The organism is Lacrimispora xylanolytica, assembly GCF_026723765.1.
Taxonomy (GTDB): domain Bacteria; phylum Bacillota; class Clostridia; order Lachnospirales; family Lachnospiraceae; genus Lacrimispora; species Lacrimispora xylanolytica.
Genome location: NZ_CP113524.1, coordinates 668,745 through 692,471 on the forward strand (window position 1 = coordinate 668,745; position 23,727 = coordinate 692,471).

Sequence of the window (23,727 nt, forward strand, 5' to 3'; positions counted from 1 at the left end):
GTTTATAATGAAATATCTTGTTGTAGATTTATGCTTAGTAATGGCGCTTGTACAAGAATCACTGTAGAAAATACGTGTTATAGAAACCTCCCAGATGGTTTGTATTTTGAGATCATAGAATACTGAAATTGAAAGATATTTTTCGGAACCTCAGGTGGGATATCCAGAATCAAGGGAGGAGGATAAAGGATCTTATAGCGTGTTAGGGCGAAGACACTTGGACCAACCCCAATAATTGCACCCCTACATCCTGAGAATTTAGAACAATTAGTTATACTAAACAGGATAATATGGCAATGTAATATTGGGGAAGCTTGGTCAAGTTTTTGAGAGAAGAAACAAAATTCTATGTTTCTGCAGACCAAATTAGGCGCCAGCTGATGGTTGGTGAGGTGGCGCCTAATCTGCGAAGGTAAATGAAGTATTTTAGATAAATAACTAAAACCTTAGTTTTAAGAAATAGAGTTAGAGAAGAATATAATGTTTGCTCTATTCGTTATTTACTTAAACGATAGAGCTAACAGATTATTAAAAATTGGTAGCGCTGTAAACAAACACTATTACGATGGAGGCTCTTTATAAGAACAAGTAGTTTGAAATAAATGACTTACATAACTATCTGTTGAGTATTTATTCAATATAACTTTACTGAAGGCAGGTTAAAACCACTTAGGCGTATAATTTATTCTTGTTACTTTAATTAAGCTATCATTTTTTAACAAAGCAATTGCTAAACTGTTGGACATTTAGCTGTACCAGTTAAATAATATGAAAGAACCTCACCATAATCTTGTTCTGTTTAAAGAAGTGTGTTTGTTTTTAAATATGATCATCAGAAAATATTAGAAAGGTTATAATTATGAGTAGTGTTTTTTGGAATATGATAGGCCAGTTGATTCGTCACCCTCGCCAGTCACTGCATTATATGAAACCATCGAAGATCATCAGAGTACTTTATTATTTGCGACATGATGGGTTAAATGGTGTATCCAGAATACTAGATGAACGGTTATTAATGGGAGCTGATTTAAAGTTAAATTTGCGTGTTACTAAAGATATTCAGGCTAACGATATAGCAGCATACCCACCAATTGTATTACCTAAGACAGAAGCGCCAATTGTATCAATCATCATACCCGTATATAATCAGTTTGCCTATACGTATAGTTGCTTAAGAGCAATTGCAAAACATTCGGAAGAAATCACTTATGAAGTTATCTTGGCTGATGATTGCTCAACAGATCTGACTTTACAAATTGAAAAAATTGTGAAGAATATACGTATAGTTCGATCAAATAAAAACTTACGTTTTTTGAAAAACTGTAATCATTCAGCCCAATTCGCAAGAGGAAAGTATTATCTGTTTTTAAATAACGATACTCAGGTTCAACCAGGTTGGCTGGCACCGATGGTGCAGTTGATGGAAGAAAATCCGGATATTGGTTTGACGGGTTCTCGTTTGGTATATTCTGATGGGAGGCTTCAGGAAGCTGGTGGAATTTTATGGAGGGATGGTAGTGCTTGGAATTACGGTCATGGCAATAATCCTGCCCTTCCAGAATATAATTATGTAAAAGATGTTGATTATATCTCTGGCGCATCTATAATGGTGCGCAGTGAACTATGGAAACAGTTAGGTGGATTTGATGAACGATTTGCTCCAGCTTATTATGAAGACAGTGACCTTGCTTTTTCCATAAGAAAAGCAGGATATCGGGTAGTATATCAACCCCTCTCAGTAGTGGTACATTTTGAGGGGGTTTCCAATGGTACTGATGTCTCTACTGGATTAAAGGCCTATCAAATGGAAAATCAAAAGAAGTTCTATGAAAAGTGGAAAGAAGTCCTTGAAAAAGAGCATTTGCCAAATGGACAAGACCCATTTCTGACTCGTGATCGAAGTCAAATGAAAAAACGTATTCTCGTTATAGATCATAGAGTGCCATGGTATGATAAGGATGCAGGCGCTAGAAATGTATTTATGTATACTCAAATTTTTTCACAGTTGGGATTAAAAGTTACATTTATGCCAGATGATTATTTTCCTCAACAGCCATATACTCGGGAATTGGAGCAGTCAGGAATAGAAGTATTATATGGTAACTACTATTTTAAATACTGCAAGTACTGGTTAAAAGAAAATGTGCGATATTATGATTATATATATGTGAATCGTCCTCATATTGCTGTAAAATATATGGATTTACTAAAAAAATATGCAAAAGGCAAAATAATTTATTTTGGTCATGATTTGCATTATTTGAGAGAATATCGTCAGTACGAGGTGAGCCATGATGAGGCTTATCTCGAGTCATCGAAAAAATGGAAAAACATAGAGTTTGAGCTAATAAGGAAAGCAGATGTAGTTTACGTAGTTGGAAATTATGAGTATAAGGTATTAAAGAAGGAATTTCCGGAAAAACCATTGCGCAATATTCCGATTTTTACATATGAGGCTTTAGATGAAAATAATGCCCCTGATTTGGAAGGACGAAAAAATCTTCTTTTTGTAGGGGGATTTGGACATCCCCCTAATATTGATGCAGTTTTGTGGTTTGCTAAAGATATTTTCCCAAGAATTCAGAAGGTATATCCAGATATTATTTGGAATATTGTAGGAGCAAATCCAACTGATGAGATTAAGTCTATAGCAAATGATCATATTCATCTACTTGGCTTTGTGTCTGATGAACGTTTGAAAGAGATATATAGTGAATGTCGTCTGGTTGTAGTTCCTCTTCGCTATGGAGCGGGTGTTAAAGGAAAAGTAGTGGAAAGTGTTTATAATCAAAGTCCAATGATTACTACGCAAATAGGTGCAGAAGGATTAAGCCTGGAAGAGGGAGCCTTTGCTGTTGCTGAAGCGGACGCTAGTTTTGCGGATAAAGTAATTTCTTTGTATGGAGATGACGATGCTTTATTAAGGCTGATGAGTTGTTCAAGAAGCTTTATTAATAACCACTTCACCATAAATCGGGCTTTAGAAGTTGTTTTGAAGGATATTCAGCCATAATTATACAATTTTAGTTACGTTTTACTAGATGTTTATATTTGTTAAGACTAAGGAAGAAATAGCATATCCAATAATAGATTGCAGGGATGATGGAAACACCTATATGGCGATAAACGCGGTAGGTCATAATCCCTGCTTTAATTTTATTGCCAGATTTTGACGTAGAGCTAATGCGATATATCAATAGTGGTTGATTGATACCAAAGGCACCTATTTTTTCGTTTTTCAATACTTTTAACCAAGCTGCGAAGTCTTCATGCATCCTTGAGCCATTTTCCATAGGATAACAGAGCAATAATTTTTTATAAATAAGAACAGAGGAACAGGATATTACATTCTGTTTAAGTAGCTCTTTATAATAAATTACTGATGGAACTGATAGATAATAATCCAAAGATTCGCTGTTATCGTTTATAAATGACGATCCTGTAAATATAAAAAGAGCTTGTTTTTCTACCGCAAGCGCCAATTGTAGTTCTAGTTTTTGTGAATGCCAACAATCATCACTGTCAATAAAAGCAATCCAATCGCCTTGAGAGAGTGCTACACCTCGATTTCGAGACTCTGCAACTCCCTTATTAGATTGGTTTCTAAAGTAGTGGATATTTTTATAATGCGCCGTATAGTTTTCACAAATAAGGGGGGTCTGATCCTGAGAGCAATCATCTACGATAATTAGTTCCCAATCAATATAGGTCTGTGATAAAACGGATTTAATAGATTCTTCAATGTAGCGTTCGGCATTGTATGCAGGCATAATTATACTTATCATAAAAGCTCCAATCAATAATATTTTATACTAAATATAAATATTTATATATATTATATCAAAATCATAATTATCTTCAAGAAACTTATACTAATAATTAAACTTTTGTTTGTTGTTTATAAATGAATCAATTAAAAGTTTCTGAGATAAAAGATTTTTTGAACAAGACTTTTACTATGGATTCATTGGTTTTAGTAGTTATGAAGGAAAACTCAAGTTTTTATATTCTAAATATATAATTGTAGAGCAGTAAGCGTCAAATATGTCCTTGAATATTTTTTAACTTTTAATTGTGATATAATGTCTCTAATTCTAAAAGTCTTAAGGAACTTAAGTACCTTAAGGGATTGGAGATTTATCTATGGATTACTTAACCGTAGCAACTGATTCCCGGAAACTCAGTCTTTGAATTGAACGGATTGGGGAATGCAGGGCAAGCACTCAGAAAGTGTCTGATTGGTGCACCGCTCATGATGTCAGTATAAAGTCCTATTATTACTGGCTTCGCAAGATCAAGCACGAAGCGTTTGATGCAATTCCTGCTAAAAGAAAACCTAAAGTTTCAAATGTTTCTTTCCAGCCCTTTATGTTTGCTGAAGTTCCTCATACAAATGCCAAGTTCAGCTCATCAACGGCTGTCATTATTAGGCTTGGAAATTCAACTCTGGAAATCCAGAATGGTGCGGACCAGGAAGCAATCGAAAATACCCTTCGGTACCATCAGGCATCTATGTTAGGCGATATTTCAAAGGCAGAACACATCTATCTTGCCTGAGGTTATACGGATATGCGCAAATCCATTGATGGGCTATCCGCCATTGTACAGCAAAACTTCAGATTTGATTCTTTTTCCAACAGCCTGTTTTTGTTCTGTGGACGCAAATGGAACCGCATCAAAGCTCTCTTCTGGGAAGGTGATGGCTTTGTTTCACTTTATAAGAGGCTTGAGAATGGAACGTTCCAGTGCCAAGGACACTGGCTGAAGTACGACTGATTTCAGGACAGGAGTTTCGGTGGCTTATGGAAGGCCTGTCCATGAACCAGCCCAAAGCAGTGAAGAAATCTTAGCCGGAAAGGATTATATAAAGTATCCTCAAATGCCGTATTTACTGGATTTTACCGTATCCTTATGGCATAATTATGACAGTTAATAAACAAAGGAACCGTCATTAAATGGAGCATAACGATCAGCCTGAAAATTTCGAAAACCGCATCGTTGAGTTAGAAAAAGAGAACCTTCTTCTTCATGAAAAGGTTGCTTTTCTGACCAGAAAGCGTAAGCGCATAGTTTCGGGGTATGACTCATAAATAATTTCCGGATCCTATTGCTAGGATTCGGAAATGAAAGCATTTTACTCCATTTTGTTCTTGCAAAGTTCTTGGACTGTTTTATCCCAAGGCGCAAGTTTTGCTATCTCATCATCTGACATGCCCTTGCTGGGACGATTCTCTAGCAAGAACTTCAGATATTCATATAGATTTAAGTCATACGCCTTTGCCATCTCTATGATAGTGAGATAGAGCGAATTGGCTGTCGCTCCTTCCGGAGTGTCTGAAAAGAGCCAGTTTTTCCGGCCTATAGTTACTGGACGGATTGAATTTTCGCTAAGGTTGTTGCTTAAGCTGCACCGGCCATCTTCCAGATATGTCATAAGAAAGTCTCGACGGTTTTTAATATATGTGATTGCTTTCTTAAGTTTGGCATTATCTCCGGGATTGACTTGGTTTGCCCACGCCAAGAAGCCCTCAACGACTGGTCTTTGGTCTTTGAGGCGACGATTGCCTATCTGTTTGTATGAGAGTCCTTTTTCCTTATAGACCCGTTCATACTCGAACAACTTATTACAATACAAGACTCCCTGTACTGCCGGATGACTGTAATCCTTCTCATGGCCTTTTGGGATAGCCTCCAATAGATATCTCCTGATATGTGCAAAGCAACAACAACGCCTGGCTTCATTCACCTTGTTGTAGCCCTTGTATGCATCTGTCATTAGATAAAATCCAGGTTCCATACCCTTTAGGAATTGTTTGATATTTTCTCCTGCTCTTGTGGGCGTGTAATTATAGAGGACGATAGGATTTAATCCATCTTCACCAGTTCGGACAACCCATAAATAAGATTTTGTCTGTGCCCGCCGGTCTTCCTCTTTTAATACCTGGATTGGTGTCTCGTCCATCATAAGGAATCTGCGTTTTAGCAGTTCCCTATGAAAGTAATCATACAGCGGCGTTATATATTCAATGCCAACTATAATAATCCAGTGTGCCATAGATGTTCGTCCTATTGGAGCGTTCATCTGCTGGAAATCCTGCTCCTGACGATAAAGAGGGATGTACAATCCGTACTTTCGATAAATGATATATGCCAGCAGGGATTCTGAAACATAACTTCCGGGAATCAATGCAGGCGTTCCATTATCCTTTATAAACTGTGGCTCCTCCGTATCCTTGCACTCTGGACATGAATACGTGGTTGCCATGTATTCGATACGCTCCAGCTTTGGCGGAGTATAAACGATTTCGCTTCGGATCAGTTCTGTTCCAATCGGAATCATTTGGGTTCCACAGATTGGACATGTTTTTTCCTCTTTGGTCAGTGTATCTACATTTAGCTGTCTGGTTGGAATATCCTTAAATTGTTCTGCTAAAGTAGGTTTCTTTTTTCGAGATTTCTTTGGAGCGGGGATAACTTCCGGTTCGATTAGTTCCACCGGTTTTTCGTCCTCTGTAAGATTGTCAAAAAGGTTCAATTGACCTGCGACGTCATCCACGCGGCGTTCACTGGAAGCACCAAAATACTTCTGGCGAAACCAAGCCAGTTCAGACTTAAGATTATCATTTTCAGCCTGCTGTTTATTCAATGCTTCCGCAAGTGTTTTGATCGTAGTATTTAGTTGTGAAATCATATCTTTAAGCTCAATGAGCTGGATATCTTTACTACTGTTGGCCACGTTTTTGCTCCTTAGTTTACTATAAAAAGTATACCATAAAAAGAGCGAAAAAGCCAGTAAAATCAAGGGTTTCAGCCGGTTTTAAGAGCTTTTGGCTGCTCGATTTCAAGCCCCGTCATAAGCCAGTCGAATTGTTGCCAGGTAATATTTTTTGCCTCATTGCTATTTCTTGGCCATCGATACTTGCCTTGAACAACGTCAAGCCGTTTATAGAGAAGAACCATTCCATCAGGCTCTCGGAGCAGAACCTTGATTCGGTCACATCGTCTGCCACAGAATAGATAAATTGATCTGGCATCCGGTTCCGCTTTCAACTGGTCTAGAATGATGGCGTAGAGTCCATCTATGGACTTACGCATATCCGTATAGCCTGTAATGATATAGATGTTGATTGCTGTGGAAATATCACCTAGCACAACATAACACCTCCCATGCATTTGAGAGTAGTTTCGATCAGGTTTTTATCTGTGTTATTAAAGAAGCGGATTGTTGCATTGCCAATCAGAATTTCAACCGTAGGCAATTCTTTGGTAGCAAGATCCGGAACAATGCAAGTATTTTGCTCTACTTGCAAAGGAGCAGGCATTGATGCCGAATCCGGCATTAAGTTAACCTTTACCACTTCCTGCAAAGGAGCAGATGTTTTCTTTCCTTGATCATCTAACATGGGGATCACCATTCCACGCTTACGAAGTCTACTGATCCAGTTATAAAAGGTGCCTGGATTAATATCATTCATTTGGCACCATTGATAGTCGGAGAGGCCGCTTTGTCGGCACTCCATGATGAGCAGAAACTGCTCATCGGCAGAAATTCGTTTTGATCTCATAATTGCTAGTCTCCGAAATAGAGTAAAATGCTTGCATTCTCGCAAAGGCTTAGAGTAAAACGCTCGCATTTCCTGATAACAATTATAAAGAAAAACGGTGCAATTTAAAATCCACCCTTAGATTAGGCGCTTACCAGAAAGCTTTATGTCAGGACTACGGAGCAGACATCATCTCTCGGACTCGAGGGACAGATGTCTCTTTTTGATGAAGCGGAGGCTTCAGCAGATTCGAAGGCTGCAGAACAAGATTTAAAAGACGTTGCCTCCTATCGCCAACGGAAGCATAAAGGGCAAAAGGAAGGACTGTTAAAGGATCTCCCTCATGAAAAGAAACTCTGCACGCTTGCGGAAGAAAACCGTTTCTGTGAGACTTGCGGCACTCCCCTTGTATCTGTTGGGGAAGAATTCGTCCGTACAGAGATTGAATTCATTCCTGCTAGCGTGCGTGTCATAGATTATTGCCGTGAGACCTTTGAATGCAGAATGTGCCGTAAAGAAGGAAAAGAATATATGGAGAAATACCCAATGCCTTATCCGGTCATCCAGCAGTCCTATGCTTCCTCCGGAGCGGTTGCATGGGTTATTCATCAAAAGTATGAGTTGGCTGTTCCTTTATATCGTCAGGAAAAGGAATGGGGAAACCTGGGAGTAGCCTTAAGCCTTGCAACAATGTCAAACTGGATCCTTAACAGTTACCGGGACTGGCTTTCGCCGGTGGTTGGTCTTCTTCATAAAAACTGTTAGAGCAGCAATACCTTCACATCGATGAAACGCCGGTACAGGTCATGAATGAACCGGATTGAAAAAATACAACGGATTCTTATATGTGGGTGTACTGCTCTATCAAAAACTTCGGGCGACCAGTCCGCCAGTTTGTTTATCAGCCAGGGTGGAGCGGAACATATCCCCAGAAATATTTAAAGGGATGCCATGGATTCATTCATACCGATGCTTACAAAGGTTATGAAAAAGTATCCGGTATTACCCGGTGCATCTGCTGGACTCATCTGAGGAGATATCTTATTGAAGCATTTCCCAAGGAGGTCGATAGCCCGGAAGCAACCATTCCAGCCCAGGCAGTCAGATATATCAATCAGCTTTTTGAGATTGAGAAAAAACTGGAAGTTCTATCCCCAGCAGGACGGAAGGAACAGCGTCTGGTACAGGAAAAGCATGTACTTGATGCTTTTTTGTCGGGAGTAAAAGAGGCCTCATCGAAAGTCCTTGCGAGTTCCAGACTGGGCAAAGCCTTTCAGTATGCGAATAACCAAAAAGAATGACTGATGAATTATCTTCTTGATGGCAACTGCAGCATATCAAACAATTTGGCAGAGAATATCAACCGTCCATTTAAAAATTGGCCGGAAGAACTGGCTATTCTCAGGAAGTCACAAAGGAGTAGAAGCAAGTGCGAGGATCTATACTTTAATTGAAACAGCCAAAGCCAATGGATTAAATCCATAGAAGTACATAAAGTTCATTCTCAGCGATATTCCCAGAACTTCATTACTTGAATATCCAGAATACCTGGAAGAATATATGCCATGGGATCCTATGATTCAAAAACTTTGCCGTTAACAGACAGCCTTAATTATAAACAAAGGCTGTCTGTTTTTCCATACACCAACTTATTTGACACTTACTTTTTAGAAAACTATTTATAATAAATTACAAGAAATAAATAAAAAATGCATATAAAAACATTCTGATTAAGTCTCACTTTAAAATCCTGTAAAAATTCACCAGTATTTCTCTGGTCCTCGTAATTAATTACATGTAAAATACCCTAATGTACTGATAAAATAAAATAATATATGACAAGAAAGGAGGCAATTAATATATACAGATAAATTGCAGGAGAAGGGATTATATACTCTCTGAAATCTAAAAGTCCACTAACACATAGATTATCCTGTAATAAATTTTGCAACAAGCTCATTTATAAAAACATAACACAAAGCTAAATGAATCAAAAATAGTACAAAACCTTGACTTGTACATCACAAACCACCAAATCAAAAAAATGAGCTCAAATCCAATTTATCAAATCAACATTGGGGAGGAACGAAAATTGGGAATTAAAAAATTAGCCCGTAAGTCCATCTGCCTGCTACTCAGCACCGGAATGGTAGCAACTGGCTTCCCGGGAACCGGATTACTGGAAGGATATGCAGCCCAGTATACAATTCAGGCAGGAGAGATACCCACCAAGGCATCTTCCATCGAACAACTGCCCTCCATTGTAAACTGTGTAGCAGAAGGGGCATCCATCCAAACGCCTAAAGAAATCTCCTGGGAGATCAACAACAACGGATCCTTTAACAACGCAGGAAGCACAGTAAACGTAACCGGCACCATAAAAGAGAATGGACAACAGGAGAAGGCATCCATTCTAGCAGTGCCTGAGCAAGTAATATATCTGGTAGATTCCAACATACCATCACCAGATTCCTCAGCAGATTACAAACGCTTCAAAGAAAATGGAAACACGTCAACCCTAAAGAACACAGTCCCCGACCAGGCCTACACCGCCGGTTCCTGGGGATACACCAGCGTACTTAACACAGACATGTCTGCCAAGGGCGAATACACCCCCCTAAAAGATACCAAAGGAAAAACAGGCTATTACGCCAAAGCAGGCAAAGCAATCACCTACAAGCTCCCTCTAGACCCGGGAACCTATCTTGTATCCGGAGAATTTGCCGAATGGTGGGCATTGCAGCGATCGGTAGACATGAAAATCACCTACAAAGATAAAGACGGCCAAACGAAAACCGATCTCCTTGACACTGCCGAATTAGGAAACGGCAGAAATACAGATACAGCCCAAGGAAGCTTCACCATAACAGCCAGCCAGGAAGTCACCTTATCCTTTCAAAAAAGCTCTACAAGCACCCAGGAAGCCGTCCTTTCCGGCTTCACCATCATCAAAACAGATAAGGACCTTCCAATAGACAGCCACATCCCAGTCACCCTGGACGGAACCCAAATCGACAAAGCCAATACCTTCGGTGGCTTCGGTTCCGTAACGTGCAATAACACCTCCAGACTCTTAATGGACTACAAAGCCCTCCACGAAGATAAATACTGGGAAATGATGACTCTCCTTTTTGACAAAGAAAAAGGCGCCGGCTTAAACCATGTAAAAATAGAAATGGGTGCCGACGTAAACTCATCATCAGGAACTGAACCAGCCACCATGCGTTCCCCTGACGAGTCTCCCAATGTAAAACGTGGCGCTGGCTTTGTGTTTGCCGCCGACGCAAAAACCATCAACCCCGACATCTCAGTAGAAATACTACGATGGGGAGAGCCAAGATGGACACAGGAAGGCATTGGATACGAGGAATATGACAAGCCAAAGTATGAAGCCAGATACCAGTGGTACCGCAAAACCATTGATGCGGTATACGAAACCTACGGCTATAAAATCACAGAAGTAAGCCCGGGACAAAATGAAAGAAGAAAAGATTATCCCGATGATTTTGCCTGGATCAAATATTGTGCAAAGCGGTTTAACGAAGATGGTGTCAACGGAGTCGGAGCCTTCGATTACAGGGAAATAAAAATCGTAGCGGCGGATTTATACCGTGGCATGAGTACAACCGTAGATTATCTGATGAAAGACGCAGAGCTAAGAGACTTGGTAGATGTCATATCCGATCACTATCAGATCTGGATGGGAAGCCCAGACTTAACGAAACTAAACCAGGAATACGGAAAAGAGGTCTGGTATGGCGAGTCTACAGCTCCTATGATCAATGCTTATTACAGAGCCAATGTAGATCCCGCCCGGGGAGGCGTGGGCGGTTCTGCAAGCATTGCAGCTATGGCAGAGCGCTTTATATCAGCCTATGCCTATAAAAATAGCAGCGGCTACCCCAGCCACATGACAGAGCTTTTATTTCAGCCTGCCATTGGAGCCTTTTATGAGGGAAGTGCCTATAGCCCTAAGCAGTTGATTGGAGCCTTTGACCCATGGTCCGGCCATTACGAAGCAGATGGAGGAATCCAGATGGTTCAGCATTTCATGCAATTTGCAGACAGTGACTGGAACTATTTACCGGAAGCCTGCTATAGCGACGGTACAACTGGAGACGGTGACATTACGGTAGATACATCAACAGATACCCGTCTGGCAGTAAAGGATCCAGAAACCGATGATTACTCCGTAATGTTTGCCAACAATACAGCCAAAGAAAGAAAATACCGCATCAAGCTGAAAAACCTAAAAACATTTTCCCAGCCCTATAATGTATGGGAAACAAGAGGACCAGATACAGGAGAAGCCTTTGACGCCAACTGGTTCCAGAACGTAACAAAAGAAGCTGCTCCAGTGGACAATGGAGACGGAACCTCTACCATTGAAGTAACCGTAAAGCCCTACTCCGTCATGACCTTAACAAGTCTCCTTGACCGTGGCACTGTCTATGAAAGCGGCCAGAATGACTCCGGAGTAGAACGAACCGTATTAAGCCTTCCTTACCGGGATAACTTTGATTATGAAGATTCCTTTGTAGAGGAAAGGGGAGGGACTCCCTTATTTACCACAGATATTGAAGGCGCTTTTGAGGTCACAAAATCAGACGATACCGGATATGTTTTAACCCAGAGAATCAATGGGGATAACCGTCCCTACAATTGGAATCCATGGGGAAGCGGAAGCGATGAAAGCAGTCAGACCACCAATATTCCTTGGACCGTTATGGGAGATCACCGATGGGCCAACTATACCGCAGGAATTGACGTAAAGCTGGACACCAAAGGAAATGGCTACGGAGATAATTTTGCCGTCCTGGGTGTTCGAGAGGTGGTCCACTCAAGTGGAGCTCCCTATCGTGCTAAAATTTATGACAGCGGGAAATGGGAACTGCTAAAATACAACACTGTGAAAAAGTCAGGGAAAATAGAAAACTTCGATGCCGCCATATGGCATAAGCTGCAGCTGAAAGCGGACGTAAATGTTCTTACCATGTATCTCGATGGGGAAGAAACCGGAAGCTTTACCGACACATCAAGTCCGGTCATGACTGGAAGAATCACTTTAATGAGCGGCTTCTGGAATACCAGCTTTGATCAGCTTGAAGTAATGCCAGTGGAAGGAAAAACAGCATTTGCCTCAGCCAAGCTTGACGACACCTCTTCCCTTATTACCTGGAATGGAAATGTAACCCACAACATTGGTCAGGGATTTGCCTATTATAATAGAAGCTTCACATCAATGCCAGCAGGCAGCAGCATGGAGTTTGAGATCCCTAATGGCATTGGATTCGATCTATTTGGCAATTCAGGTGCTTCATCAATCGAAGTAACAATCGATGGGAAAGCAGCGGAAACAGCGGCAACCAATGCAGCCGGAGACAGGGAAACTTCTTATTGGAGAGAAGATCTTGAAAATAAGCCCCATACGGTTAACATAAAGGTGACTCAGGGAACCTTTAAGGTTGACGGAATTAATCTGCTGGCAGAACCATTTGATGAGGAAATCCCGGTTCGCACCCAGGAGCTGGCAGAGCTTACTGCCTACATAAAGAATTACACCTTTGATCTAGGGAAATATCCACAATCTTTATTAGAACAGCTTGAGAATGCTCTTTTGAATGCGGAAGAGACTATTAATCAACCAAAAGATCAAAAAACGATTGATGCAAGTAGAATCAGACTTAGAAATGCATTTTTAAGTGTAGTACCATCTGACACAGTCATATCCGTGAAAGATCTGCCAGAATCTATTTCTGTCATTCAAAACAGTACACCTGATCTCCCTGAAATGGTTACTGTTGTCAATGCAGCAGGAGAAGAAACGCAGAAAGAGATTGAATGGATCATCAACGAAAAAGAGTTTGAAGCCTTATGGAACACAGTGACCATAACGGGTAAAATCAAAAATACGACCTTAAAAACAAGTATTAAGGCTGTCGTAATCCCTTATGGCCTTGATTGGTTTATTGACAGCGGCGTGGAACATGTAACAGACAGCAGCGGAGAAGCTGGTCATTCAGCCTTTTATGATCTGGTGGCCGAATCGGTGCCTCTTAAAAACCAGGCTGCAGATAAGAGATATGAAGAAGGTTCCTGGGGCTATGTTCCAGATGGGAATATCTCCATAAAGAGCAGTGACAGTGTTTCCTATGGGACCGGTATTTATGAATCAGGGCTATTTGTAGATAATTTTAAGGACACAGATATCGTATATAAACTCCCTATGGATGCAGGAAAGTATCGGTTCATGGTAGGAGCCCAGGCTTATTGGAGCGAAACTCATTCCAGTGCCATTTCAATAAGATATCAGACGGATAATGGAGAATGGAAAACAACAGAACTTGGAACCTCCACAGTAAGCGCCTCCACTGGAAATGTTTCATTTACTAAATCCCTTGAAATTCCAACAAGCGGAGTCGTAGAGGTGAGGATTAAAAAGGCAGATACCAAGATTCATCTGCTCAGCTGGCTGGCCGTTTCAAAGGAGGCCGGAGTAGAAATGCCTTCTGCTGTGGTAACCTCTAAAGACACATTGCCGGAATTACCGGAAACAGTTCTGGTAGACGGAGAAGAAAGGAGTGTTACATGGAAATATCCAAACAAGGAAGCCTTTAGCACCTTGTGGAGCACCGTAACAATCAAAGGTGTGGTTGATAGTCTAAAGATTCCGATATCCATGACCGTAGAGGTAGTTCCAAAGAATCTTGTCTACTTCGTGGATTCAGGGGCTGATTCCCTGGAGGAATCCCCTTATTACACCATGGTAAAGGAGGCCGTAGGCATTGAGAATGAAGTGCCTGATAAGCAGTATGAAGAAGGCTCCTGGGGATATACGGATCCAGATGCTCTTGGTGGTTCAATGGGATCTGGCAGCGGCAGCAGGAGTAAGACCGGATGGTGGGCGAAATCTGGAAAAGAAATCGTATACCGATTGCCATTAAAAGCAGGAAGATATCAGTTTAGCAGCGGTTTTTATGAATGGTGGAATGTCAATCGTCCGATGGAAACCTATGTGGTTTACCAGGACCAAAGCGGCCAGGAAATGACACAGACATTGGGATCCGTAACTATTTCTAAGGCAGAGGAGACCATTTTAAATTCAAAAGCAGTCATTGAACTAACTAAAGATCAGACCATCGAATTTCATGTGAAGAAAACGGGAAGCAGTGATCCGGTAATCAGCTGGCTGGCCGTCTATGAGGAAAAGGAAGATGCACCGGAAGAAATTCCTTACCATACCACTGGAATCAAAGTAACAAGAAAGCCGGATAAAACAGAATACCAGGTAGGCCAGACTCTTGATCAGGCTGGAATGGAGGTACGCCGCTATGAGAAGGCAACTCCAAGCAATGCAGTAAGAGAAACCGTTATGAACGATACTCAGTATGAAGTGGAATATGATTTCTCAAAGCCAGGCAAGGCTGATGTGATGGTTACCTATAGTGAATGGGATGAAAACGGGGAGGATAAAACCTTTACGGATTCCTTTAAGGTCACAGTAAAAGAGGAAATCATAGAAGAAGAATATTACACGACTAAAATACAGGTGACCAAAAAGCCGAGGAAAACAGTTTACACCGTGGGAGAGGAGCTGGATACCGGCGGCCTTGAAGTGACAGAATATCGGAAGGCAAGCCCCTCCAATGCGGTGAGAAAGAATCTTCTTACAGAAGATGAATACGATCTGATTTATGATTTTTCATCAGCGGGCAATCAGAACGTGAAAGTCATTTATTATGGACTGGACAAACGAGGGGAAGAAAAGCGGTTTACCGATCTTTTCACGGTCCGTGTCATGAATGTATATAAAAATGAGGACTCAGATGATGACAGTCATGATATCGTTACACCAGGCTATAAAAATCCAAAAGATGATAATCGCGCAGAAGGTACTTGGGTGGAAGATGAGAACGGCTGGAAGCTGATTGCAAAGGACGGAAGCCAGCCGATAAACCGGTGGGTAATCGTCAGCTGGAACGGAACAGACAGTTGGTATTTCTTTGACCCTAAAGGCTATATCATAACAGGCTGGTTCCAGCATGAGGGTATTGTCTATTATCTAAACCCTAATACTGGTACCAATAAAGGGAGAATGATGACCGGATGGCAGGAAATCAGCGGCAAATGGTATTATTTCCAAGAAAAGTCAGATGGGAAAATGGGATCCATGCTAATTAACACCGTTACGCCTGATGGCTATAAAATAGGAGCTGATGGAGCCTGGATCCGTTAAACCTCCAAAAGATATCGAATGAGAGCAGATAAAATTATTACCCAATTTGCTTGTGCATCAGTAAATCTACCAGTAAGCGTATGTTATAATGTGAACATGTAGAAGCTGCCAATATGCGCCCTGTCAAATTAAAAAATTAGCTGAATGAAAATTTCACAGGATAAAAGCTTAAATTCGTAATATTCAACCTCCAAATAGGACGTAATAATTTTAGTCCTGTTTGGAGGTGTTTTCATGTGATTCATAGAATATTATAAAATTCTGAATAAAAAGGTTTACGTATAATAGGGTTCCAGTTTATGTCAGGTGCTACTTTCCCGGCATATTTTGTTCATCTTAATTCTCTCAACAGAAATTTCAGGCAAATGGGGATTGTTTGAGGTCTTCAAATCCTGTATAATAGTCTTTGCAGGTGTTTCATCTATTATCACTTTCTTCAAACAGCTCATGAAAAAACAGCAAATCATCATTAATAAATTATTCTACTTGATAAATTGACTCCCTTAAAATTGACCTTATTGTTTTATATTCATCATTAAAAAATATATAATTTTAATTAAATAAACAGTTAAAACAATAGAAAAATTTCATGTCGTTTATTGTTAGTTACACACTTCTTATCCAGTTAAATTCGATTCATAGTTGTGTCCACACTTAAAAGTTGCTATACTTAAAATTATATATAAGCATACAGAATAATTAGAAAAAAAACAATGGGTAATCTTATAAATGCATACGTAATATCTAACTAGAGAGTCATTAAATACTTATACAAAAATATCATACAAAACTCAGGATACTACCAACCCCATTTGCAAGAAGTAATTGAGACAATCTAACAAGATTTGTACCTCTACAATCAATAAGATAGTGGCATATGGTAAATGCCTAAGATCCATACAGATAGCTTCTAAGTGCTGAACTACAACAAAAAGAGCTCTCATCCATGACAAAACAATACCAAAATCCTAATCTTCAAACCGGTATCTCCAAGGATAGATATGCCTCACAACACTCATTCAAAGGTTTGCGGTTTAAGACCTTTTAAGGCGTAAATGTGGAAGTAATGATATGCCTCAATTATAGTTAAAATCTTATCAAGTTTAATTAAATACAAAATAGTCTCATATAGTTCGAAAAAAGCAAAATTTGATACATAATTTATCGACAATAATATAACAATCCCAAAAGCATATCTTGTGTTTCACGTTTGCACTGTTAATACATATAGTACTTTGACTACTTTTTCATCAAAAAATATAATAATTTATACAAAATAAACAAATTCGTGTCGAATTTTGCGATTAATTTCGCTTTTCAAACTGTATGAAACAGCTTATAGTGGTTACTAGAAAAGCAGATAAAAAGGAGGGTTTTCTATATGACAGACGCTGAGAAGCTGCGGATTATAGAGCTTGAGAATGAAAGGTTAACGGAAGAGAATATGAAGCTCCATAGAGTGATTGAACGGTTGAACCAAACCCTCAACAGATTACTCGGTCGGTACATAAGCGTTGATAAGATTGCCTGACAGGGGATAGTCAGGGGAGTGCCCGGCACTCCCGGGAGTATCCCTGTCAGGGGTCTATCCCTTGATCCGGGTTTATTTTGTCGTCTGGAACCATTCCTTTGTTTTTGCGAACGAGTTCCCATATTGTCTGATGCATCCATTCGATGGTTTGATTCAGTTTTTCATTCTCTATCTCTAATTCAGTAATGCGGTCTCCCATGCGGGCGATAACTTCCCGACTGTTATTTTCCTTGTGTGGCGCCAAGAGGCGTTGGACATAAGGAGAAGAGGAATCAATTATATGCTGGGAAAGCAACTCATCCCTATCTTCGCAGGAAAGATCCATAAAGGCCTGGTAGCTGATTGATAGCGGAGCCATCTGGACCCTGCATTTAGGGCAAACCGCATTGCGCTGAAGCTGATAATATCCATAGTAACCGCATTTAGAACAGTAGTACACGGACAATTCTCTCATTAGTCTCCTCCTTTTTTCTTGATTTATAGTAAAGACAGTCTACTTCTATAATATATAACGTATTTTAAAGGAAAATGTAACGCTAAAATCATCAAAATTAATAATTATTATAGAAATGGCACAAAAAGAGCCCGCAACGCGTATCGCGTGCGGGCTTCTTTACATTGAACGGATGAATCTTTTGTAATTTATTTATAATGATTATCTTACTGAATGATACCGTTTGTGTTGACAACAAATACTTTTTCGTTGGCATCCTTGTAATCTCTGTATCCTGCACCAAGCTCTGGTTTAACGATAGACTTGGAAGTAGAAGATGCGGTCTGAAGAACTCCGCTTGTATTTACAAGGTAATTTACACCGTTAAGAGAAACAGGAGCCACTCTTAAATCAGTAGATGCTTCTTTTCTTAAACCGTATTCATACACTGTATTATCGAGGATTCCGGTATAACCCTGTCCCTTTTTGGAACCTGAGGTATAGAAGTACCAGATCTCGTTCTCATCTAAAGTTTCGTTAAAAATTGTCTGCTTGCCTGTATCCATAGTACCGTTAGAGGAGAAGTGGAAGTTTGCAACATCTCCGTCTCCTAAAGTAACGACTTTAAGACCAGTCTGCATTTCACCTTTTGTATTAAATCCATATTTCTGAGAGTTAATGGTAAATAACGCGATTCCCTTTTTTGCAAAGTATGGAGCGCCATCTTTAAAGAAGAACCAATGAGTCTCGTCTTCTACGCTAACACCTGTGATACCTTCGATTTCTCTCCAGCCATCAACTCTTGTTCCGTTGTCAGGATCATAGTACTGGTACCCTGCAGCAGATCCAGCGTTGTCAGTTGTATTTTCGGCCGCTTCAGATGGGGTTGCTGTAACTGGAAGCTTGTACCAACCAGTCTGCATTTCTCCATTTACGAACGTATAGTAAGCACCGTTGATCTTCTTATCAACCTGATCTTTTACCATAACGCCGTCTTTATCAAAGTAGTACCAGGAGAGAGGCTTCTCAGAATCCTCTTTTACGCTGTCAAGTTCAAACCAGCCGGTTTTCTTAGCACCGTCATTTTCATCACCAAGATAGAAGGTAGAGCCTTCGATCTCAACTTTACCAGTGAGCATCTGACCCTGTTCGTCAAAGTAATACCACTGATCGTTAATTTTCTGCCATTTGGATACAACAGCCTTGCCGTCTTTTCCATAATAATGCCAGAAAACTTCTGGTGCGTCAGGGGAGTCCCAGTAGTTGTCATTCTGTACAGAATTCCAATAGTTGGTAACTCTCTTACCGCTGTCGTCTACATAATATTCATCGACTTCCTGACCTTTTGCGATTTCGCCATTCTCGTCTAAGTAATACCAATCCTCACCGTATTTCTTCCAGGAATCGGTCGCATAGTAGTCGCCCTCTTCATAGAATTTCCAGGAACCGTTCTCTTCTACCCAGCCATTTGCTTTCGCGAAAGCAGTGGTGGCGTTGCTTAAAATACCCAGCTCTGGAGCTGCGGCAGCTATTACACCGGCAGCGGATAATACAGCCATCAATTTTAAGTGCTTTTTCATAAATATGTTCTCTCCTTTTTTGCAATAAGTTGTATCGTGGCCGAAAATCCATAGTTGCATTACTCTGCGATTATAACCTATTTAAAAGTCCCAAAGATAGTGAGGTTTCATGGCAGATATGGAAGGAGATAACATAATAAGAAAAAACATGAGAAAGTGCAGGGGTTTCCCGTGGATCCAAAGGTTTAAGAAAGTAAGAAAACTTTAATAGGAAAATAAAGGTTGGTGTGGTATAATCACAGACAGATAAAAACATTCCTTCAAAAAGGAGCGAAGAAACATGAGAATGAAAGTATCCAACTATATCTCCCAGAAGCTTTTAGAGTCAGGGATCACCCAGGTATTTACCGTAACAGGCGGAGGTGCCATGCATTTAAATGATGCTCTTGGTCATCAGGAAGGGTTAAGATGCCTCTATAACCATCACGAGCAGGCGTGTGCCATAGCAGCAGAAGCGTATACAAGAATCCATAATGAGCTTGCTGCTGTCTGTGTGACTACGGGTCCCGGGGGGACCAACGCCATTACCGGTGTGCTTGGAGGCTGGCTGGATTCTATTCCTATGTTGATTTTGTCCGGTCAGGTCCGTTTTGACACCACAGCCAGATGGTCTGGAGTGGACATTCGTGCCATGGGAGACCAGGAATTTGATATTGTAAAGGCCGTGGACTGTATGACCAAATATAGTGAGATGGTCATTGACCCAATGAGAATCCGGTATTGCCTGGAAAAAGCCATTTATCTGGCCTGCTCCGGCCGTCCGGGACCTGCCTGGCTTGACATCCCACTCAATGTCCAGGGAGCGTATATTGAGACAGAAGAGCTGGCAGGATTTTCTCCGGAAGATTATGAACGTGGCGGAGATGGCTGGCTGACGAAAAGCAGCGCCAGGATAAAGGAAGATGAGGCAGGGCAAGGAGAAAAACGCCAGGTCCTTCCAGGGCCTGTGAAAAGGGAAACGGCAAAGGAAATCCTTGAAAAAATTAAGAACGCTTCACGTCCCGTTATCAATGCGGGGAATGGGATACGCATCGGACAGGCCCATGAAGCATTTCTTCGTGTGGCTAAAAAGCTTGGAGTCCCGGTGGTAACAGGCTGGAACAGCCAGGACTGTATCTGGGATACCCATCCCCTTTATACAGGACGAGGTGGCGGAATGGGAGACCGGGCCGGTAATTTTGCCATTCAAAACAGCGATCTTGTATTGTCCCTTGGCAGCCGCTTAAGCATTCGTCAGGTGGGCTATAATTATAAAACATGGGCAAGAGAAGCCTTTGTGATCGTCAATGATATTGATCAGGAAGAGCTGAAAAAGCCGTCGGTTCATTCCGATATGCGGGTTCATGCTGATGTAAAAGAGTTACTCAGGGCATTGGAAGAAGTTCTTGACTTAGAATATAAGGCGACGGAGGAAAGTCCTCTGTTTAAAGGTGGCAAAGGAATTCAGGATATGACCTGGAATGAGACCTGCCGCATGTGGAAGGAGAAGTATCCTGTTGTCCTTCCAAAGCATTTAAAACAGGACGAGCATGAGCTTACCAATGTATATGCGCTCATCAAGGAGCTGGGAGAGAAGCTTAAGGAAGACCAGATTACAGTGGTAGGAAACGGATCTGCCTGTGTGGTAGGCGGACATGCCTGCATCATCAAAAAGGGCCAGAGATTTATTACCAACTCAGCCGTGGCTTCCATGGGCTATGATCTTCCGGCGGCCATCGGTGCCTGTATGGCAGATTCCTCCGAAGATATTATCCTGATTACCGGTGACGGAAGTATCCAGATGAATATTCAGGAACTGCAGACCATTATCCATCACAAGATGCCGATTAAGATATTCCTTATTAACAACGGAGGATACCATTCCATCCGTCAGACCCAGAAGAATTTCTTTGGAGAGCCATTAGTAGGTGTTGGTGATGACAGCAGGGACTTAAGCTTCCCTGAGATGGAGAAGTTATCCGCTGCCTATGGTTATCCCTATGTATCCATTCACCACAACAGTGAATTAGGTGAAAGGCTTTCAAAAGTTCTTTCCATGGACGGACCAGTAATTTGTGAGATATTTGTAAGCAGGGACCAGAATTTTGAACCAAAGTCTTCGGCAAAACGGCTTCCAGATGGAACCATGGTTTCTCCTCCCCTTGAGGATTTATCTCCATTTCTTTCTGAGGAAGAGATGGAAGAGAACATGATTATCAAAAGACTTGCGGATTAAACTTTGATGAAACTAGGTATGGAGGAAGCACCTTGAATGCAGTTGTAACAGGAGCTACAAGCTTTTTAGGAAGAGCGTTGGTGGATCAGTTATTGGAAGACGGTAATAAAGTATACGCAATTGTCCGTCCGGGCTCTTTAAACAGAAGCAGTCTGAAAGAAGACCGGAACGGGCTTATTATAATAGAACGTAATTTAGAAGAACTTCATGAACTGAACCAGGCCATTGATGAAGAATGCCAGGCATTTTATCATTTTGGCTGGGATGGTTCAGGAAGTGAAAACAGGTTAAAGGGAGAGGTCCAGCAGAAGAATGTGGAAGACTCCCTGAAGGCTTTAGAAGGAGCCAGACGCTTAGGCTGCCGCCGATTTCTTTTCAGCGGCTCTCAGGCAGAGTATGGAATCCATCAGGATGCTATGACCGAAGAAACGGAGTGCAGACCAGTATCCGAGTACGGAAAGGCAAAGCTTCAGTTTTTAAATCGGGCAATGGAGCAGACGGAAGGCTGGAGGCAGCAGGGAATTGCTGGTATGGAATATATCCATGCCAGAATCTTCAGTGTTTACGGTCCAGGGGATCACCCCTGGTCTCTGGTGGAAAGCTGTATCCGGACATTTTCCCGGGGGGAATATATATCGCTGGGGGAATGCACCCAAATGTGGAATTTCTTATATCTGGACGATTGCATCCGGGCGCTGAAACTTTTAATGGAACAGGAAAAAGGATCGGTTTCCGGAATTTATAATGTGGCAGGACCAGAGGAAGAGAACAAGCAGCTAAGAGAGTATATCCGAACCATGTATGAGGTGTTGGGTTCTCACGGAAGCTACAGCTACGGAAGAAGAAAGCCCAATGCAGAAGGACCCGCAAATCTCATTCCCGATAGTAAGAAACTCATAGGGGCTACTGGTTTTAAGCCTTATGTCAACTTCCGGGAAGGGATTTTAAAGACCCATAAAGAGGAAAAATATTGACAGGAAGGGATTTTTATGGTATGAGAGATAAGATTTGTATTGTGTGCGGCAGCCCTTTGACAGAAGAGCCCCTGATGGTTCTGGAGGGAATGCCAGCTTCTGCTCAGGACATACCTTCAAAGGAAGAGCTTAAGGAGGAGAAGGGAATCTCTCTTAACCTTTGCCAGTGCAGCAGCTGTGGTCTGGTTCAGTTTGACTGCCAGCCTGTGGAATATTATAAGGACGTAATCCGGTCTGGCGGTTACAGCACCACTATGGTGAATTTAAGAACCCGTCAGTACCGTCATTTAATAGAAACCTATCATCTGGAAGGTAAGAAGCTGATTGAAGCAGGATGCGGACAGGGAGAATTTCTTTCTGTGCTGTCAAACTTCCCGGTTGAAGCTTATGGCATAGAAAACAGGGAATCTCTTGTTGCCATGGCAAAGGAAAAGGGCTTAAATGTCTGGAAGCAGTTTGCTAAAGAGGGAGAGATTCTGGCTCCTGGTGATGGAAGTGTAAACGGTCCCTATGATGGATTCCTCTCCTTTAATTTTTTAGAGCATCAGCCGAATCCGGTTTCCATGCTCCGCTGTCTGGCAGATAATTTACAGGATGAAGGCATTGGATTAATTACGGTGCCAAGCCTTGAGTATATTCTGGAGCATGACGGATATTATGAGCTGATCCGGGATCACCTGGCTTATTATACCTTTGATACCCTTCGCTATACCGCAGAGGAGGCAGGGTTTGAAGTTCTGGAAGAAGAGATGATCAACCGGGATACCCTTTCTGTCATTGTGAGAAAGAAAAAGCAGCCAGCGAAAAGAGAAGATGATAAGAAGGCTGTGAAGATAGACGTATCAGGGCTCATAAAAAGCCAGGATACCATCGGCAGTGAGATGGATCAGCTTATTAAGGAGCTGGAGGCAGGCGGAAAACGTCTTGCAGTCTGGGGGGCCAGCCATCAGGGTTTTACACTGGCTTCTACCACGAGAATCGGAGCATTTGCAGAGTATATGATTGACTCGGCTCCCTTTAAGCAGGGAAAATATGCACCAGCCTCTCATCTTCCCATTGTGCCGTCAGAGCATTTTATGACTGACCCTGTGGATGCCATATTGATTGTGGCACCTGGCTATACGGAGGAGATCGCAGGTATTATTAAGGAAAAATTTGGACGTGATGTGGAAATACTGGCATTGAAATCCAATCATCTGGAAAGGATATAAGTA

At 41.4% G+C, this 23,727-nt stretch carries 13 protein-coding genes and 1 pseudogene; 8 read left to right on the top strand and 6 right to left on the bottom strand.

What is annotated here, in order from left to right; translation table 11 throughout:
• Positions 1-859 precede the first annotated feature (859 nt).
• Positions 860-3,013: a glycosyltransferase gene (locus tag OW255_RS03225; RefSeq protein ID WP_268115624.1), complete on the top strand. Its 2,154-nt coding sequence runs from the start codon at positions 860-862 to the stop codon at positions 3,011-3,013.
• A 10-nt stretch (positions 3,014-3,023) separates the two neighbouring features.
• Here OW255_RS03225 and OW255_RS03230 read toward each other — a convergent pair whose 3' ends face one another.
• The gene (locus OW255_RS03230; RefSeq protein WP_268115625.1) at positions 3,024-3,785 is read right to left on the bottom strand and encodes a glycosyltransferase family 2 protein; all 762 of its coding nucleotides are present in this window, start codon (positions 3,783-3,785) and stop codon (positions 3,024-3,026) included.
• 445 nt (positions 3,786-4,230) lie between these two features.
• Between OW255_RS03230 and OW255_RS03235 the strand changes: the two genes are divergently transcribed.
• Together OW255_RS03235 and tnpB (OW255_RS03240) are read left to right on the top strand one after the other, a co-directional pair.
• Entirely contained in the window at positions 4,231-4,557 is a 327-nt protein-coding gene (locus OW255_RS03235; protein ID WP_268115626.1) for a hypothetical protein, read from the top strand.
• Positions 4,558-4,569: 12 nt separating this feature from the next.
• Positions 4,570-4,776 (top strand): IS66 family insertion sequence element accessory protein TnpB, encoded by a 207-nt coding sequence (gene tnpB, locus OW255_RS03240; protein ID WP_268115627.1) that lies wholly within the window; start codon positions 4,570-4,572, stop codon positions 4,774-4,776.
• 358 nt (positions 4,777-5,134) lie between these two features.
• Here the strand turns inward: tnpB (OW255_RS03240) and tnpC (OW255_RS03245) are convergent, their stop codons facing one another.
• From tnpC (OW255_RS03245) to tnpA, 3 genes are all read right to left on the bottom strand, one after another.
• Positions 5,135-6,736, bottom strand: coding sequence for an IS66 family transposase (gene tnpC, locus OW255_RS03245; RefSeq protein WP_268115329.1), 1,602 nt, complete (start codon positions 6,734-6,736; stop codon positions 5,135-5,137).
• Positions 6,737-6,807: 71 nt separating this feature from the next.
• Complete coding sequence (tnpB, locus tag OW255_RS03250; protein ID WP_268115330.1) at positions 6,808-7,152, bottom strand: IS66 family insertion sequence element accessory protein TnpB; 345 nt, start codon at positions 7,150-7,152, stop codon at positions 6,808-6,810.
• The gene (gene tnpA / locus OW255_RS03255) at positions 7,146-7,565 is read right to left on the bottom strand and encodes an IS66 family insertion sequence element accessory protein TnpA (protein WP_268115331.1); all 420 of its coding nucleotides are present in this window, start codon (positions 7,563-7,565) and stop codon (positions 7,146-7,148) included. Before tnpA ends, tnpB (OW255_RS03250) begins: the two co-directional genes overlap by 7 nt.
• Positions 7,566-7,694: 129 nt before the next feature.
• Here tnpA and tnpC (OW255_RS03260) point away from each other — a divergent pair.
• Positions 7,695-9,143: pseudogene (gene tnpC, locus OW255_RS03260) on the top strand (IS66 family transposase); the annotation flags it as partial.
• A gap of 493 nt (positions 9,144-9,636) precedes the next feature.
• Positions 9,637-15,780 carry a bacterial Ig-like domain-containing protein gene (locus OW255_RS03265; RefSeq protein ID WP_268115628.1) on the top strand — a complete coding sequence of 2,048 codons (6,144 nt, stop codon included), beginning with the start codon at positions 9,637-9,639 and terminating at the stop codon, positions 15,778-15,780.
• Between the two features lie 1,577 nt (positions 15,781-17,357).
• Here OW255_RS03265 and OW255_RS03270 read toward each other — a convergent pair.
• Both OW255_RS03270 and OW255_RS03275 read right to left on the bottom strand, forming a co-directional pair.
• Positions 17,358-17,765, bottom strand: a complete 408-nt coding sequence (locus OW255_RS03270) for a hypothetical protein (RefSeq protein ID WP_024837312.1) — start codon at positions 17,763-17,765, stop codon at positions 17,358-17,360.
• Between the two features lie 206 nt (positions 17,766-17,971).
• Positions 17,972-19,324 (bottom strand): PspC-like choline-binding domain-containing protein, encoded by a 1,353-nt coding sequence (locus tag OW255_RS03275; protein WP_024837311.1) that lies wholly within the window; start codon positions 19,322-19,324, stop codon positions 17,972-17,974.
• A 280-nt stretch (positions 19,325-19,604) separates the two neighbouring features.
• On the opposite strand from OW255_RS03275, the gene OW255_RS03280 reads away from it, so the two are divergent.
• Genes OW255_RS03280 through OW255_RS03290 form a run of 3 tightly spaced genes read left to right on the top strand, consistent with a single transcriptional unit; the run spans position 19,605 to position 23,724 of the window.
• The gene (locus OW255_RS03280; RefSeq protein WP_268115629.1) at positions 19,605-21,539 is read left to right on the top strand and encodes a thiamine pyrophosphate-binding protein; all 1,935 of its coding nucleotides are present in this window, start codon (positions 19,605-19,607) and stop codon (positions 21,537-21,539) included.
• 32 nt (positions 21,540-21,571) lie between these two features.
• Entirely contained in the window at positions 21,572-22,513 is a 942-nt protein-coding gene (locus OW255_RS03285; protein ID WP_268115630.1) for an NAD-dependent epimerase/dehydratase family protein, read from the top strand.
• Between the two features lie 20 nt (positions 22,514-22,533).
• On the top strand, positions 22,534-23,724 hold the full coding sequence (locus OW255_RS03290; RefSeq protein ID WP_268115631.1) for a class I SAM-dependent methyltransferase: 1,191 nt from the start codon (positions 22,534-22,536) through the stop codon (positions 23,722-23,724).
• The last annotated feature ends 3 nt before the right edge of the window (positions 23,725-23,727 follow it).

Excerpts from the sequence above, each read along its gene's own strand:
- tnpA (WP_268115331.1), bottom strand. The coding sequence starts at position 7,565 with ATGAGATCAAAACGAATTTCTGCCGATGAGCAGTTTCTGCTCATCATG.
- tnpB (WP_268115627.1), top strand. The coding sequence starts at position 4,570 with ATGCGCAAATCCATTGATGGGCTATCCGCCATTGTACAGCAAAACTTC.
- OW255_RS03230 (WP_268115625.1), bottom strand. The coding sequence starts at position 3,785 with ATGATAAGTATAATTATGCCTGCATACAATGCCGAACGCTACATTGAA.
- OW255_RS03275 (WP_024837311.1), bottom strand. The coding sequence starts at position 19,324 with ATGAAAAAGCACTTAAAATTGATGGCTGTATTATCCGCTGCCGGTGTA.
- OW255_RS03280 (WP_268115629.1), top strand. The coding sequence starts at position 19,605 with ATGAGAATGAAAGTATCCAACTATATCTCCCAGAAGCTTTTAGAGTCA.
- OW255_RS03225 (WP_268115624.1), top strand. The coding sequence starts at position 860 with ATGAGTAGTGTTTTTTGGAATATGATAGGCCAGTTGATTCGTCACCCT.
- OW255_RS03290 (WP_268115631.1), top strand. The coding sequence starts at position 22,534 with ATGAGAGATAAGATTTGTATTGTGTGCGGCAGCCCTTTGACAGAAGAG.
- OW255_RS03270 (WP_024837312.1), bottom strand. The coding sequence starts at position 17,765 with ATGAGAGAATTGTCCGTGTACTACTGTTCTAAATGCGGTTACTATGGA.